Here is a 15,374-nt window from a genome sequence, read left to right as displayed (position 1 = left end):
CCCATGCGTCTTGCTCCAGCGTCGGGCCGCGGCCGTCCTGGCCGGGGGCGGAAGGGTTGGGTCTCGGCTCAGAAACGCATCAGGGCCCGCGCATAGCCCGCCGTGGCGGCGAGCGGCGGCACCGCGGCGCCGCCCGCATCCACGCGGCGGGTGATGCGGTGCACGGCCTCGATGTCGAAGTGGAACACGTCGTTGAACACGGTGCGTATGCCGCCGCCGAAGGATTCCACGCGGCGGTCGGGGTCGGTGGGCAGGTTCTCGTAGGTCCGGCCCGCATCGTAGAACATGTAGAACTGCGCGCTGTGCCGGATCTCGGTGGGCTGGCCCGGCGTGAATTCCAGCGTGAAGTCGGGCAGGCGCAGGTCGAGCTGCGCCTCCAGCGCGATGGCCACCGCGCGGTCGCCGCTCACCTGGCCCGTGTAGAAGCCGCGGCCGATGCGGTTGCCGCCCAGGAAGTATTTCTCGGCGGCCGGCAGCACAGCATCGCTCCATTGCCCGGCCAGGGTGCCCTGCAGGCTGAACAGCGCGTTCTCGCCGATGGCGAAGAGCGGCTGGGTGCGCGTCAGCTCGCCCGAGATCTTGGTGAAGCCCGCTTCGCTGCCGCGGCGCGAGGGGCCGGGCAGGCTGCCCGCGCGCGTGGCGCCCAGCGCCGCGATGCCCTGGTGCAGCCGCACGAAGCCCTGCGTCGTGGCGGCCGCGGGCGCGAAGGAGAGCAGCGTGTCGCGGAAATTCCCGTCGAAGCCCGCGCGCAGCACGCGCAGGCTGTCATGGCTGGCCCGCACCGCCGGCGCCGAGCCCGTGTCCACCGTGTTGTCGAAGATGTCGAACTGCGCGCCGACCGTCAGGTTCATGGCGCGGCTGCGGATGACGGGGTAGGAGAGCGCCACGCCCGCCGTGGTGGTGAATCCCGCATAGCCGATCTCGGCCAGCGGCCCGCTGGGCGTGGTGCGCCCCGCCCCCGCATAGAGCCGCACCCGCAGGCCGGAGCTGCCCACGAAGAATTCCGTCGTCGCCTGGCCGAAGAGGGATTCCGCCTCGGCCGAGGTGAAGAAGGCGGCTTCCGTCCGTTCGCCCAGCGAGGTGAAGGAATTGCCCTGCGCCAGGGCCAGGAACTGCACCGGCCCCGTCAGGCGGAAGCCGCGGTTGTCCACCGTCAGCAGACCCGAGAAGGGACGGCGGGAGACGTCGGCCAGCAATTCCAGCTCCCCCGCCACGCCGCCTTCCAGCGGGCGCAGCACGCCGCGCACGGTCACGCCGGGCACGTCGCCCGCCAGCAGCAGCGCGCGCTCGATTTGCGCGACCGAGGCGGCACCCTCCGACACCGCGCCTTGGAGGAAGCGCAGCACCTGCACGCCGGCGGGGCCGATGTCCTGGCTGAGGCGCACGCGCGCGATGCGCCCCTCGCGCACCGTCACGCGCAGGTCGAAGCCCTCCGCGGCGGGCTCGCCGGTGATGGCCACGCTGACGAAGGGATAGCCGGCCTGGCGATACTCGGTCAGGACCGCGATGCGCGCGGCCTCGATCTCGGCCTGGCTGACCTGGCGGCCCGCCAGCCCCGCGACATGGCGTTCGAGCCGCGCGCTGGGCAGGGTCTCGTTGCCGCTGACGCTGACGCGGGCGATCCGCACATCGGGCGCGCCCGGCGCGATGGGTGTCGCCGTGATGGCCGGGCCCTGCAGGCCGGGGGAGAGGCGGGGCGGGGTGGGGGGCGCGATGTCGCGCAGCACCTCCTGCGGCGCGATGGCGGGCGGCGCGGGCTGGGCCTGGGCGATGACCGGCAGGGCCGCGACGATGGCGGCCAGGGCCAGATTTCGGCACGGCGCGACGCCAGGGCGGCCGCGCCACAGGCAAACTCGCGAACCCCCCATCGGCACCCCCCGCATCGCCTCAGCTTATCCGCAACATTCGGCGCCTGTTACACAAGTAATACGTCAGACTGGCGTTATTCTACAGAAGCGCAATGGGAAGACACGTCCAAAGTGTACGTCCCGGGCACCTCGGCCGCACTTCAACCCATGGTGGCGTTTTCTGCGTGCCCGCCCTCGCTCCGTGCCTGATATGACCGGACGTGCCGAGCCGCGGGCCACATGCAATCCTGGCTTGACCCTGGCGCATCCGCCCGGCAACCCTGCCACAAAGCCCGCCGGCGCGCCGGCCAGGGCAAGAAACCGATTTCAGGGAGACCTCCATCATGACCCCCATCACCCGCCGCACCCTGATGGCCGGCGGCGCGGCCCTCGCCTCAGCCCCCGTCGCGGCGCAGGCCCAGGCGCGCGTGGATTTCAGCGGCCGCACGCTGGAATGGGTGATCCCCTTCGCCGAGGGCGGCGGCAGCGATGTGTGGGCGCGCTTCCTCGCCCCCTTCCTGTCGCGCCACATGCCGGGCCGGCCCAGCGTCATCATCCGCAACGTGCCGGGCGGCGGCTCCATCACCGGCACCAACGACTTCTACGCGCGCGCGCGGCCGGACGGGATGAGCTTCATCGGCACCTCCGGTTCCACCCAGGTGCCCTTCCTGCTGGGCGACCGGCGGGTGCGCTTCACCTACGCCAACATGCCGCCCGTCTTCGTCTCGCCCACCGGGGGCGTGTGCTACCTGCCGGCGCGCTTCGGCGTGGCCAACGCGGCCGAACTCGGCAAGCTGCGCGGGCAGGAGCTGGTCTATGCCAGCCAGGGGGCGACCTCGCTCGACGTCGTGCCCATGCTGGCCTTCGAGGCGCTGGGCCTGCGCGTGCGCCACGTCTTCGGCATGCGCGGCCGCGGCGAGGGGCGCCTCGCGCTGGAGCGCGGCGAGGCCAGCATCGACTACCAGACCAGCTCCGCCTATCTGCGCCAGGTCGTGCCCATGGTGCAGGCGGGCAACGCCGTGCCGCTGTTTTCCTGGGGCGTGGTGGACGCCCAGGGCGTGCCGCAGCGCGACCCGACCTTCCCCGACATCCCGCACTTCACCGAAGCCTATGAGATGATGCACGGGCGCAAGCCCTCGGGTGTCGCCTATGACGCCTACCTGGCCTTCGCCACCGCGGGCTTCGCGGCCCAGAAGCCCGTCATGCTGCCGCCCAACACGCCGGCCAACATCGTGGAGACCTACAAGGCCGCCTTCGCCTCGATGATGACCGACCCTGAACTGCTCGCGAACAAGGACGCGGCGCTGGGCGAATACGAGCAGGCGACGGGCGACGCGATCGGGCCCCTCTACCGCCTGGGCACCACCATCGCGCCCGACGCGCGGGAATGGGTGCGGAACTACCTGACGACGAACCACAACGTGCGCTTCTGATGCGCGGCGCGGGCGCGCCCGGTGGTGCGCCCGCCATCACAAGAACAAACGAGGAAGGACAACGCCATGACGAAGCTGCATCGCCGCACGCTGCTGGGGGCGGCCGGGGCCGCCACCCTGGCCACCCCCGCCATCGCCCAGGCGCCCGTGACCTTCGCCGGCCGCACCATCGAGTTCGTGATCCCCTTCGCCGAGGCCGGCGGCAGCGACGTCTGGGCGCGCTTCCTCGCCCCCTTCCTCTCGCGCCACCTGCCCGGGCAGCCCAATGTCATCGTCCGCAACGTGCCGGGCGGCGGATCCATCACGGGCAGCAATGACTGGGCGCAGCGCGCGCGCCCGGACGGGTCGAGCCTGTTCGGCCCCTCCGCCTCCACGCACCTGCCCTTCCTGCTGGGCGACCGGCGCGTGCGCTATGACTACGCGAACTGGACGCCCGTCATCGTCTCGCCCACCGGCGGCGTGGTCTGGGTCTCGACCCGCACGGGCATCACGGACGGCGCCGACATCGCGCGCCTGCGCGGGCAGGAGCTGGTCTTCCCGAGCCAGGGTGCGACGGGCTTCGACCTCGTGCCCATCCTGGCGCTGCACCTGCTGGAGATGAACGTGCGCTACGTCTTCGGCATGCGCGGCCGCGGCGAGGCGCGCATCGCGGTGGAACGCGGCGATGCCTCCATCGACCACCAGACCACGCCCGCCTATCTCAGCCAGGTGGTGCCGCTGGTGCAGGCGGGGCAGGGCGTGCCGCTGTTCTCCTACGGGCTGCCGGACGCGCAGGGCAACGTCCAGCGCGACCCCTCCTTCCCCGACATCCCGACCTTCGAGGAGGTCTATCAGCGCCTGCACGGCCGCGCCCCCTCGGGCCAGGCTTATGAAGCCTATCGCGCCGCCTCCATCGCGGCCTTCGCGGGGCAGAAGCCGGCCGTGCTGCTGAAATCCACGCCCGCGCCCATCATCGCCGCCTACCGCCGCGCCTTTGAGGACATCGTGGCCGACCCGGAACTCAAGGCGCGCGGCGAGACCGTGCTGGGCGTCTATCCGCAGGCGGTGGGCGATGCGGCGGAAAGCCTCTACCGCCACGCCACCACCATCTCGCCCGAGGCGCGGGACTGGGCGCGGAACTTCCTGACCACCCACCACAACGTGCGCTTCTGACACCGCCCCCGCCACCGAAAGCCCCATCATGCTGGACCTGCTGCTGAGCACGTTGCTCGACCTGCTCACCCTCAAGCACATGACCTTCATGATGGTGGGGGTGACGGTGGGCCTCGTCATCGGCGTGCTGCCGGGGCTGGGGGGCATCGCCGGCCTGTCGCTGCTGCTGCCCTTCATCTACGGCATGGACCAGACCTCGGCGCTGGCCATGCTGATCGGCCTGGTGGCGGTGGTGCCGACGGCCGACACCTTCTCCTCCATCCTGATGGGCATCCCCGGCTCCTCCGCGTCGCAGGCCACGGTGCTGGACGGCTTCCCGCTGGCGCGGCAGGGCGAGGCGGCCCGCGCGCTCGCGGCCGCCTTCTTCGCCTCCATGCTGGGGGGGATGTTCGGCGCGGTGGTGCTGACGGCGGCGGTGCTGGCGGCGCGGCCCATCATCCTGGCCTTCGGCTCGGCCGAGTTGTTCATGCTGACGCTGTTCGGATTATCAACCGTCGCGGCACTCTCCGGCGGGAATCTCGCCAAGGGCGTGGCGGCGGCCTGCCTGGGGCTCGCCTTCGGGATGATCGGCGCCGCCCCCGCCACCGGCGAATACCGGATGGATTTCGACACGCTCTACCTGAGTGACGGCCTGCCGCTCGTCATCGTGGGGCTGGGCATCTTCGCGCTGCCCGAGATGTTCGACCTGCTGCGCGGCGGCGGCGCCATCGCGCAGAAGGGGCAGAGCCTGGGGCGCGGCTGGTTCCGCGGCGTGCGCGACGTGATGCGCAACCCGGGCCTGGTGCTGCGCTGCTCCGGCATCGGCGCGCTGATCGGCGCCATCCCCGGCATCGGCGGCAGCGTGGTGGACTGGATCGCCTACAGCCACGCCATGCAGACGTCCAAGGACCGCAGCCAATACGGCAAGGGCGAGATCCGTGGCGTCATCGCGCCCGAATCCGCCAACAACGCGGTGCAGGGCGGCGCGCTTCTGCCCACGCTGCTGTTCGGCATCCCGGGCTCGGGCTCCATGGCGATCTTCCTGGCGGGGATGATCCTGCTGGGGCTGCAGCCTGGGCCTTCCATGGCCGAGCGCGACCTCAACATCACCTACACCATCATCTGGTCGCTCGCGATCGCGAACCTGCTGGGCACGGCGCTGTGCATCGGGCTCGCCCCCGGCATCGCGAAGCTGACGCTCGTGCGCTACACGCTGATCGCGCCCTTCATGGTGATGGTGCTGTGCTTCGCGGCCTTCCAGGCCACGCGCAGCTACTACGACCTGCTGGCGCTGCTGGCCGTGGGCGTGCTGGGCGTCTTCATGCGCCGCTTCGGCTGGTCGCGCCCGGCCTTCCTGATCGGCTTCGTGCTGTCCCTGGGCGCGGAGCGCTACCTCTACCAGGCGGTGCAGTTCACGGGCTGGGACATCCTGACGCGGCCCCTGGTGCTCGTGATCCTCGCGCTCACGCTGCTCTCGCTCTGGGCGGGGCTTCGCAAGAGCGGTGGCACGGCGGCCATCAACACCGAGGGCGCGGCCGATGGCAGCCGGGCCGCGCGCATGTGGCCGCAGCTCGCCTTCGCCGCCGTGGTGCTGGGGCTCTTCGTCTTCACCTTCGCGGAAGGGATGAAGAACTCCTACCTCGCCATGCTGTTCCCCGTGGCCGTCGCCTGCGTGGGCGGGGCCTGCGCGCTGTGGGTGCTGTTCCGGCAGTCGCGCGGGGCGGTGGCGGCGGGCAGCGCCAACTTCGACACCGAGGCTGAGGCGAAGGACCGCGGCCCCTGGCCCTTCCTGGGCTGGTTCCTGGGTTTCGTGGCGGTGACGGGCGTCATCGGCTTCTTCGCCGCCCTGGTGCTGTTCTTCCTGGCCTTCCTGCGCGTGGTGGCGCGCTGCCCCTGGTGGCAGGTGCTGGTGCTGACGGCCGCCGCTTGCTCCTTCCTCCTGGTGCTGGCTTCCTCCCTTAACCTGCTGTTTCCGGGCGGTGTGCTCCAAGCCCATGTAGACCTGCCCTGGCCTTTGCGCTGACCATGGGCCGAACCTGACCAGGAGGCTTCATGAAGGCCAAGCTGCTGCTCACCCTCGCCATGCTCGCCGCACCCATGGCGGCGCTGGCCCAGTCGCGGCCCGCCGCGCCCCAGGCCGCCCCGCCGGCGGCCGCGCCGGACCGTACCTCGGCCGCCTATGGCGACTGGACGCTGCGCTGCGAAACCACCCGCCCCGCCGGCCAGCCCGCCCAGCGCCTGTGCGAGATCGCGCTGACCTTCACCGATGCCCGCAACCAGCCCGTCGCGCAGATGGTGATGGGCCGCACCGCCCGGGCCGAGCCCATGCGCGTCATCCTGCAGGTGCCCATCGAGGCGCGGGTGGAGGAGGCCGCGCGCCTCCAGGCCGACCCTGCCGCGGCCGCGGGCGAGGCGCTGAGCCTGCCTTTCAAGCTGTGCTCGGTGGCGCGCGGCGGCTGCTTCGCCGAGGCCGAGCTGCCCAATGACGCGGTGCTGCGCCGGCTGCGCGCGCGCGGCGACGCGCCGGGCCGCGTCACCTTCCGCGACAGCGCGGGGCGGGACATCCACCTGACCATGAGCCTGCGCGGCTTCGGCGCGGCGCTGGACGCGCTGGGGCGCGAGGGCTGAGCTACCCCAGCAGCAGCCTGGCGCCCGAGACCAGCAGGATCAGCGCCAGGATGAGGCGGAGCGCCCGCTCAGGCAAATAGCGGCTGCCCAGCGCGGCCCCCGCCACACCCCCCAGCGCGACCGCGACCAGCCAGAGCGGCAGGGCAGGGGGCATGTCGCCCCACCAGGCGAAGGCGCCCAGCAGCGCGGCCCCGGAATTCATCAGGTTGTAGACGGCCGTGGTCGCCGCGGTCTGGCGCGCCGTCGCCCAGTTCATCGCGAGAATCACGGGCGCGAGGAAGACGCCGCCGCCGGTGCCCGTCGTGCCCGAGACGAAGCCGATCACCGCGCCGGTGGCGAGCGCGGCGAGGAAGGGCGGGTGGCGTGGTGCCGCCACGGCCGAGGCGGCATTGCGCCACGCCGACCGCGCCATCTGCGCCGCCGCGGCCAGCAGCACCACGCCCACCACGGGGAAATACAGGCCGGGGGGCAGCTGCACCGCGCCCCCCAGCAGCGAGAAGGGAAAGCCCAGCGCCGCATAGGGCCAGACGCTGCGCCAGGAGAGCCGCCCCGCGCGCAGGAACAGCGCGGTGCCGATCGCGGCGACCAGCAGGTTCAGCGCCAGCGCCGTGATCTTCATGGCGGGCGGCGCGAAGCCCAGCCAGGCCATGAGGGCGATATAGCCCGTGGCCCCGGCCTGGCCCACCGAGGCATAGACCAGTGCCACCAGGAAGAAGGCGGCGGCGAGGGGAAGCGCGTCCAAGTCCACCATTCAACCGCCTGATCCTGGTCCATCCGCCGGCTGCGCTGGTGGCCCGCCTCCCCGCAGAGTCGCGCATCGCGTGGGGCCGGGCAATGTGGCCCGCCACACCCTCCCGGTATGTTGCGAGATGTCCACATTGTTGCATATGCTCCACATAAATAATGGAGTGGGAAATGTCCTTGCCGTCTTCGCACGCGGATCAGCTGAAGCAGCTCAACAATCGGATCGCCACGGATGAAGGAACCCGAAAGCCCGAACATTATTTTGATACATATACGAAATATATTGGGCCGATGCGCGATGCGGAGATCAACATCCTGGAGCTGGGCGTCTATTCGGGCGCGTCCCTGCTGATCTGGCGCGAATTCTTCCCGCGCGCGACGATCGTGGGCCTCGATGTCCGGCCCGCGCCGGAGCGGATCCTGCCTGCCCTGGAAGCGGGCGAACTCCACTTCGTCCAGGGCGACCAAAGCCTCCAGGCCGATCTCGAACGCTGCCTCGGCCCCACCGGTGGCAAGCCATTCGACGTGATCATCGACGACGCGAGCCATGTCGGCTCCCTGTCGAAAGCCTCCTTCGGCTTCCTGTTTCCGCACGCCCTGCGCGATGGCGGCCTTTATGTCGTCGAGGATTACGGCACCGGCTACATGGCCGACTTCTACGATGGCGCCCCCTTCTCGCGCGCCGTGACCGAGCCCGATGCGCGGCAGTTTCCCTCCCACCATGCCGGCATGGTGGGGTGGATGAAGCAGTTGATCGACGAACTGCACGGCCCCGCCATCATGCCCGGGACGCCGGGGCTGCTGCCCATCGCGTCCATCGAATTCTTCCCGTCCATCGCGGTGGTCAGGAAGCACTGAGGGGCGCGCATGAAAAAGGGGGCGCCGAAGCGCCCCCTCGCAGCGGCCCCCGTCGCTGGGCCTCAGATGTAGTGTTCGGCCAGCGGCGTGAAGCCGTTGAACCTCTGGCTGGCATAGGTGGTGACATAGGCCCCCGTGGCCAGCATCTCCACCTTGTCGCCATCGCGCAGCGCCATGGGCAGCCGGTAGTTGCTCTTCTCGTAGAGCGTGTCCGTGCTGTCGCAGGTCGGCCCCGCGATGGTCACCGGCCCTTCCGACGCGCCGTCATGCGGCGTGCGGAAGGCGTATTTGATGGCCTCGCCCTCGGTCTCGGCCAGGCCGCCGAAGCGGCCGATGTCGAGATAGACCCAGCGCACCGGGTCTTCCGCGCCCTTGCGCGAGACCAGCACCACCTCGGACTGCACGACGCCCGCATCGGCCACCAGGAAGCGGCCCGGCTCGATCACGATCTCGGGCAGGGAGTTGCCGAAATGCTTGACCATGGCGCCCATGATGGCCGCGCCGAAATCGTCGATCTCGGGCACTTCCGCCTTGTAGCGCACCGGGTAGCCGCCACCGAGGTTCACCATGCGCACCTTCACGCCCGCCTCCTCGAGGTCGGTGAAGAGCATGGCGACCTTGGCGATGGCCGCCTCATAGGCCGCGGTCTGGGTCTGCTGGCTGCCCACATGGAAGGACAGGCCGAAGGCATCCAGGCCCAGCTCACCCGCGCGGATCATCAGCGCGCGCGCCATCTCGACCTCGCAGCCGAACTTGCGGCTGAGCGGCCATTCGGCGCCGTCATTGCCCACCAGGATGCGGCAATAGACGCGGGCCCCCGGGGCGGCACGGGCGAGCTTCTCCAGCTCCGCCTCACTGTCGAAGGCGAACATCCGCACGCCGGCCGCATAGGCGGCCGCGATGTCGCGCTCCTTCTTGATGGTGTTGCCATAGCTGATCGCATCCGGCGCGGAGCCGGCGGCGAGGCACATGGACACCTCCTGGAAGGAGGCGGCGTCGAAGAAGGAGCCGAGCCCCACCAGGCGCTCCAGGATGGGCGCGGCCGGGTTCGCCTTCACGGCATAATAGATGCGCGCGAGCGGAAGCGCCGCCTGAAGCCGGCGGAAATTGTCTTCCACACGGTCCACGTCGAGCACCAGGCACGGCGTGGCCGGCTGCATGTCCGCGAGATAGCGAGCGACCTTGGGGGTCATCGCACCATCCTCCACTACATATGTGGAACGCCCCCATCCAAGGGGCCGCCCCAGATTGACGAAACGGTCGAACGAACCAGCGACCAGAAGAAAACCGTGCGCGGCCCCCAGGAGGGGCAACACACGGGGTTGCCAGAACGCTTGACGTCGTTGCGTAAACCTTGCGCCGCGGTGGCAAGCCTTAACTTTGGCTCAGCTCCGTGGGCCTGGGGCCAGAGGCACGTGCGTACTGCGTCTTGTGAGGGGGGACATACGCCCTGATTCGTCCCCATGCAAGGGTTATCGGGCCGATTCCTTCCCCCGCGCAGGGCTGTTTCCCGCTGCGCGCATAAGGATTTAACGCCCGCCCCGGCGCCGCGCGCCAGGGGTAGTCAGCGCCGCGTGTCGGACACCACCGCCCCATCCACCAGGTGCACCCTTCGCGTGGCCCGCGCGGCCAGGTCCGGGTCATGCGTCACGACCAGCACGGTGCGGCCCTCCGCCTGGGTCATCCGCTCGAAGATGTCGAAGACGGCGGCCGCGTTGCGCGTGTCGAGATTGCCCGTGGGTTCGTCCGCCAGCACCAGCACGGGGTTGTTGGCCAGCGCTCGCGCGATGGCCACGCGCTGGCGCATGCCGCCCGAAAGCTGTTCCGGCAGCTTGGCCGCGGCCGGGGCGAGGCCCAGCCCCTCCAGCAGCGCCAGCGCGGAATCGCGCGCCGTCTCGCCCTCCAGCGCGCCCAGCTTGCGGATCGGGATCAGCACGTTCTCCAGCGCGGTGAATTCCGGCAGCAGGAAATGGAACTGGAAGACGAAGCCCAGGTGCTTGAGGCGCAGCGCCGCCATGGCCGGCGGCGCGAGGCCCACCGTGTCCTGCCCCTCCAGCAGCACCTGGCCCTCGGTGGGCCGGTCCAGAAGCCCCAGCAGATACAGCAGCGAGGACTTGCCCGAGCCTGACGGCCCCGTGATCGCCACGAACTCCCCATGGCCGAAGCTGAGGTTCACGTCCCGCACCAGGGTGACACCCTCGGCGGCCAGGCGCCGCGTCATGCCCCGCGCCTCCAGCAGCGGGGTCACGCCGCCCCCCGCACCACCTGCACGGGGTCGAGCCGTGAGGCGCGCCGCGCCGGCACCAGCGCCGCCACCGCCGAGGAGGCGATGGCGAAGCCCGAGGCGATCAGGTAGATGCGCCAGTCGCGCGACAGCACGAAGCGGTCCTGCCCCGCCGGCGTGTCCACGCCGAAGCGCACCTGGGCCAGCCCCTCGATCATGGCCGCGCCCAGGGCACAGCCCAACACGGCCCCCAGCACCCCCACCACCAGCCCCTGCACGAGGAAGAGCCGCTGGATGTCGCCCTCCGCGAAGCCGAGCGACTTCAGGATGGCGATGTCGCGCGTCTTCTCGAACACCACGGTCGAGATGATGTTGTAGATGCCAAAGGCCGCCACCAGCAGGATGGCCCCCGTCACCGAATACATGATGGCATTCTGGATCACGAAGACCGTGAGGATGTTCTGGTTCTGCTCCTCCCAGCTTTCGGTGCGGTTGCCGAAGCGCGCCTCGATGCGCCGGGCCAGGGGTTCGGCCTGGGTCACGTCGGCCAGCCGCACCAGCAGCTGGTTCACCGTGTTGGGCCGGTTCTGCAGCACCTGCTGCACCGTCAGCAGCACGAAGCCCTGGCCCTGGTCCACGGCCTGGATGCCGGTGGAAAAGAGCCCCGCCACCCGCATGGACAGCACCACCCCGGCCGGCGAGATGGCCGAGATGGTGTCGCCCATCCCCACCCCCAGCCGCCGCGCCAGCGCCTCGCCGATGATGATGCCGTTCGCCGTGGCGCGCAGGTCCTCCAGCCGCCCGGCGGACATGTCCTTCTCGATGTTGGAGACGCGGCGGTGCCGTTCCGGGTCCACGCCCAGCAGCGTGGCCGAGACGTCGCGCGAGCCATAGCGCAGCAGCGCCTGGCCCCCCAGCACGGGCGCGGCGGCGACACCCGGCATGGCCTCCAGCGTGGCGAGCTTTTCGCCGGCGCCGCGGATGCCGCGGATACTGTCCTGCGGGCGCACCCCCCGCACCGAGACGGCCCCCTCGGGGGCGGCCAGCACGGCGGCCTGGACGGGTGGCTCGCGCGTTTCGTCCTTGATGGTGATGTGCGGCGCCACATCGATGATCTGCGCCACGAAGTAGGTCTGGAAGCCGCGCATCATCCCCGCGATGGCGATGAAGAAGGCGACCCCCAGCGCGACCCCCATGACCGAGACCAGCGTCTGCCGCCGGCGCCGCCGCAGCATGCCCCGCGCCAGGTCCAGGATGAGGTTCACGGCGCGCGCACCCGCTGGCCCTCGCGGAAGGAGGGCCGCGCCTCCGCCACCACCGCCTCACCGGGGGCGAGGCCTTCCAGCACCTCCACCGCCCGCGCGCCCTGCACGCCCAGCAGCACGGCGCGCTGCTCCAGCCGCCCCTCGCGCACCAGCCAGACATGGCCGCGCCGCGTGCGGCCGGGCGGGCTGTCGGGGTCGAGCGCCACGGCGGCGGGGGGCACCAGCAGGGCCTCGCTCTCCTCGCGCAGCACGATGTTGGCCTCCACCGTCATGCCCACCATCAGCGGCGTGTCCTCCGGCAGGGCGAGGCGCACGCGATAGGCCTTGCGCGTGGTGTCGCCGCGCGGCGTGATCTGCGCCACCTCGCCCCGCAGCACCCGGCCCGGGAAGGCATCGGCGCGCAGCAAGGCGGGCTGGCCGATCATGACGCGGGCGATGTCCTCCTCATCCACCTCGGCAGTGACGCGCAGAGGGCGGATTTCCCCGATCCAGAAGAGGGTGGTGGGGGTGTCCACCACCTCGCCCACCTCGCCATCGCGGCGCAGCACCACGCCGCCGGCGGGGGCGCGCACCACATGGTCGTCGAGGCGCTGGCGGGCGGCCTCGGCGGTGGCGCGGGCGGCCTCGGCATCGCGCTCGGCGCGGTCCAGCGTGGCGCGGGCGGCGATGTCGCGGGTGACGAGGGCGCGGGTGCGGGCCAGGTCGTCCTGGGCGAAGCGGGCGCGGGCCTCGGCCTCCTCGGCCAGGGCGCGGGTCTGGCGGTCATCGAGCCGTGCCATGGGCTGGCCCTCGGTGACGCGCTGGCCCTCATCCACCAGAAGGGCGGTCAGGCGGCCGCGGGTCGCGGGGCCCACGCGGGCCATCTGCACCGGCTCGACGGAACCGGTGGCATAGACGGCCTCCAGCGCCGGCCCGGTGGTGACGGGGGCCAGCGCCAGGCGCGGCGGCGCGCTGAACCAGGCCCAGGCCCCGCCCGCCGCGAGCAGCAGCAGGGCCGGCAGGAGGAAGCGGCGGCGGAACATAAGCGTGAGGTTATCACGAGCGGCGCGGGCCGCCAGACGCAGGCTCAGCCCCGCGCGGTGGAACGGCGCTCGTAATGCTTGAAATACTTGTCCGTCACCTGGTCGGTCTTCACCACGACGCAGACATCGGTGGTGTTGAACTGGTGGTCCAGCACCGCGCCATCGCCCACGAAGCCGCCCAGCCGCAGATAGCCCTTGATGAGCGGCGGCAGGTCCATCAGCGCGCGCTTGGCGTCGTAGCTGCCCGGCGGAAGCTGTTCCATCGGAATGTAGCGCTCGGGCAGGGCGCGGGCGCGGAGCGGCTCCGGCGCCATGTGGTGGTGCGCGAGGTAGGACAGACGCTCGGCATTCGCGTCCAGCTCCACGCCGGGCAGGCTGGCGCAGCCGAACATCAGCGTGATCTGGTGGCGAAACACATAGGCGGCGATGCCGCCCCAGAGCAGTTGCAGCGTGCCGCGCGTGCGATAGGCCACGTCGGTGCAGGAACGGCCGAGTTCCAGCACCTCGCCCGGGAAGGCCTCCAGCCGTGAAATGTCGTATTCATCGGCCGAGTAGAAGCGGCCGATGCGCTGGGCCGCCGCGCGACGGATGAGGCGATAGGTGCCGACCACGCTCTCCGGCCCCTCGCCGCGGTCATGGTCCACCACCAGAAGGTGGTCGGCCACGGCGTCATAGGCATCGGCGTCGAGGCCGCTCGCCTGGGTGGCCGCATCGGCCTGGGCGCCCATCTCGTCATAGAAGACGCGGAAGCGCAGCGCCTGGGCGGCGCGCACTTCCCACGCGCTGGAGGCCACGCGCACGCCGAGATTGCCGGAGCGCAGCTCCTCGAAGTGGAATTCCTGTCCGATCGGTTCCGCCATCATGTGCGCCGCCGGGGGCGGGCAGGCGTGGCGGGGGGCGGCGCGGGCAGGCGCCGGCCGAAGATCTCGAGGCGCATCTGCACCAGGTCGAAGCCCAGCCGGGTCGCGATGGCGCGCGCCACGGCGTCATGCTCGGCATCGGAGAACTCGATGACGTTGCCCGTGTCCACGTCGATCAGGTGGTGGTGGTGCCCGCGGTCGGCGGGGTCATAGCGCGCGCGGCCGCCGCCGAAATCGCGCCGTTCGAGGATGCCCTTCTCCTCGAGGAGGCGGACGGTGCGGTAGACGGTGGCGACGGACACCCGCGCGTCGAGGGCCACCGCGCGGCGGTACAGCTCCTCGACATCCGGGTGGTCTTCGCTTTCCGAGAGCACGCGCGCGATCAGTCTGCGCTGGCCTGTCATCTTCAGGCCGCGCTCGACGCACATGCGCTCAATCCGGGACATGTCGGCGGTGATGGCCGGAGGCTCCTGTCGTTGCGGAAGCCTCAGGCCTTAGCAGACGCCTCGCCCTTGCGCGACTGCGTTCCAAGGCCGATCTTCTTGGCCAGCGAGGAACGGTGGCGCGCGTAGTTCGGCGCGACCATCGGGTAGTCGGGCGGCAGGCCCCACTTCTCGCGGTATTGCTCCGGCGAGAGGTTGTAGGAGGTCTGCAGGTGGCGCTTGAGCATCTTCAGCTTCTTGCCGTCCTCGAGGCAGATCAGATAGTCCGGGGTGATGGACTTCTTCACGGGCACGGCCGGCGCCTTCTTCTCCATTTCGACGGAAGGCGCGCTGGTGCCAAGAGACGCCAAGGTCTTGTGAACTTCCACAATCAGGCCCGGCAATTCTGCCACCGGAACGGGATTGTTGGACACATGCGCGGATACAATTTCAGCCGTCAAACCCAACAGGTCTGCGGATTGAACATTTTCAACCATGGCGGAATAACCCTCTGACTCTTTCGAGATATAGAGGTTTTCCGCTGCTGGACAAGCAGGGAGGTCACTTATGGCAAGCAATGACGGGCAAAAAAATGCAGACTTGGCCGAAATTCATGAAAGTCTCGACGTCACGGCCGATCGTTGCCCGATGACCTTTGTGCGAACCAGGCTGCGTTTGGACCGGATGGCGGCCGGACAGGTGCTCGAAGTCCGATTCGCGGGGCGCGAACCGGCCGAGAACCTGCCCCGCAGCGCGCGGGAACTGGGCCATGACGTGCTGGCACTGGACATCGACGAATCGGAAGCCTTCCGCGGCCGGATGGTGGTCCGGAAGAACTAGAGCATGCTGCGTCCACATGCGTTCACGCGCCTGCTCTAACCTTTGTTGAGAGCGGGATTCAGCGTTTTCGGTGATTCCACCTCAACGAACCCCGCCCTAG

General features: G+C 70.3%; 15 protein-coding genes. 6 read left to right on the top strand and 9 right to left on the bottom strand.

The features are described 5' to 3' along the window. Window positions 1-68: 68 nt before the first annotated feature. Complete coding sequence (locus tag JTN19_RS08540) at window positions 69-1,883, bottom strand: ShlB/FhaC/HecB family hemolysin secretion/activation protein (protein ID WP_206931495.1); 1,815 nt, start codon at window positions 1,881-1,883, stop codon at window positions 69-71. A 308-nt stretch (window positions 1,884-2,191) separates the two neighbouring features. On the opposite strand from JTN19_RS08540, the gene JTN19_RS08535 reads away from it, so the two are divergent. From JTN19_RS08535 to JTN19_RS08520, 4 genes are all read left to right on the top strand, one after another. Next, on the top strand, window positions 2,192-3,280 hold the full coding sequence (locus JTN19_RS08535; protein WP_206931494.1) for a Bug family tripartite tricarboxylate transporter substrate binding protein: 1,089 nt from the start codon (window positions 2,192-2,194) through the stop codon (window positions 3,278-3,280). Window positions 3,281-3,346: 66 nt separating this feature from the next. Continuing rightward, a complete protein-coding gene (locus JTN19_RS08530) occupies window positions 3,347-4,432 on the top strand; it encodes a Bug family tripartite tricarboxylate transporter substrate binding protein (RefSeq protein ID WP_206931493.1) in 1,086 nt (361 codons plus the stop codon). A 28-nt stretch (window positions 4,433-4,460) separates the two neighbouring features. Then, window positions 4,461-6,434 carry a tripartite tricarboxylate transporter permease gene (locus JTN19_RS08525; protein WP_206931492.1) on the top strand — a complete coding sequence of 658 codons (1,974 nt, stop codon included), beginning with the start codon at window positions 4,461-4,463 and terminating at the stop codon, window positions 6,432-6,434. Between the two features lie 29 nt (window positions 6,435-6,463). Then, entirely contained in the window at window positions 6,464-7,039 is a 576-nt protein-coding gene (locus tag JTN19_RS08520) for an invasion associated locus B family protein (protein WP_206931491.1), read from the top strand. Window position 7,040: 1 nt separating this feature from the next. Here the strand turns inward: JTN19_RS08520 and JTN19_RS08515 are convergent, their stop codons facing one another. Continuing rightward, complete coding sequence (locus tag JTN19_RS08515; RefSeq protein ID WP_206931490.1) at window positions 7,041-7,790, bottom strand: sulfite exporter TauE/SafE family protein; 750 nt, start codon at window positions 7,788-7,790, stop codon at window positions 7,041-7,043. A gap of 284 nt (window positions 7,791-8,074) precedes the next feature. On the opposite strand from JTN19_RS08515, the gene JTN19_RS08510 reads away from it, so the two are divergent. Continuing rightward, entirely contained in the window at window positions 8,075-8,641 is a 567-nt protein-coding gene (locus JTN19_RS08510; RefSeq protein ID WP_206931489.1) for a class I SAM-dependent methyltransferase, read from the top strand. A gap of 62 nt (window positions 8,642-8,703) precedes the next feature. On the opposite strand, the gene JTN19_RS08505 is transcribed toward JTN19_RS08510, so the two are convergent. From JTN19_RS08505 to JTN19_RS08475, 7 genes are all read right to left on the bottom strand, one after another. Further along, window positions 8,704-9,834 (bottom strand): type III PLP-dependent enzyme, encoded by a 1,131-nt coding sequence (locus tag JTN19_RS08505; protein ID WP_206931488.1) that lies wholly within the window; start codon window positions 9,832-9,834, stop codon window positions 8,704-8,706. A 371-nt stretch (window positions 9,835-10,205) separates the two neighbouring features. Further along, complete coding sequence (locus tag JTN19_RS08500; protein WP_340643297.1) at window positions 10,206-10,889, bottom strand: ABC transporter ATP-binding protein; 684 nt, start codon at window positions 10,887-10,889, stop codon at window positions 10,206-10,208. Beyond that, a complete protein-coding gene (locus JTN19_RS08495) occupies window positions 10,886-12,130 on the bottom strand; it encodes an ABC transporter permease (RefSeq protein ID WP_340643296.1) in 1,245 nt (414 codons plus the stop codon). Before JTN19_RS08495 ends, JTN19_RS08500 begins: the two co-directional genes overlap by 4 nt. Then, on the bottom strand, window positions 12,127-13,152 hold the full coding sequence (locus JTN19_RS08490; RefSeq protein ID WP_206931487.1) for an efflux RND transporter periplasmic adaptor subunit: 1,026 nt from the start codon (window positions 13,150-13,152) through the stop codon (window positions 12,127-12,129). The genes JTN19_RS08495 and JTN19_RS08490 overlap by 4 nt, the downstream gene beginning before the upstream one ends. A gap of 44 nt (window positions 13,153-13,196) precedes the next feature. Next, complete coding sequence (locus JTN19_RS08485; RefSeq protein ID WP_206931486.1) at window positions 13,197-14,015, bottom strand: GNAT family N-acetyltransferase; 819 nt, start codon at window positions 14,013-14,015, stop codon at window positions 13,197-13,199. Beyond that, entirely contained in the window at window positions 14,012-14,458 is a 447-nt protein-coding gene (locus tag JTN19_RS08480; RefSeq protein ID WP_206931485.1) for a Fur family transcriptional regulator, read from the bottom strand. The genes JTN19_RS08485 and JTN19_RS08480 overlap by 4 nt, the downstream gene beginning before the upstream one ends. 41 nt (window positions 14,459-14,499) lie before the next feature. Further along, a complete protein-coding gene (locus JTN19_RS08475) occupies window positions 14,500-14,931 on the bottom strand; it encodes a MucR family transcriptional regulator (protein ID WP_206931484.1) in 432 nt (143 codons plus the stop codon). A 70-nt stretch (window positions 14,932-15,001) separates the two neighbouring features. Between JTN19_RS08475 and JTN19_RS08470 the strand changes: the two genes are divergently transcribed. After that, the gene (locus tag JTN19_RS08470) at window positions 15,002-15,274 is read left to right on the top strand and encodes a sulfurtransferase TusA family protein (protein ID WP_206931483.1); all 273 of its coding nucleotides are present in this window, start codon (window positions 15,002-15,004) and stop codon (window positions 15,272-15,274) included. Window positions 15,275-15,374: the final 100 nt, after the last annotated feature.

This window comes from Roseococcus thiosulfatophilus, assembly GCF_017311575.1.
Lineage (GTDB): Bacteria > Pseudomonadota > Alphaproteobacteria > Acetobacterales > Acetobacteraceae > Roseococcus > Roseococcus thiosulfatophilus.
Note: the sequence above shows the minus strand (reverse complement) of the source record. Positions and strands in the feature narration are given on the sequence as shown.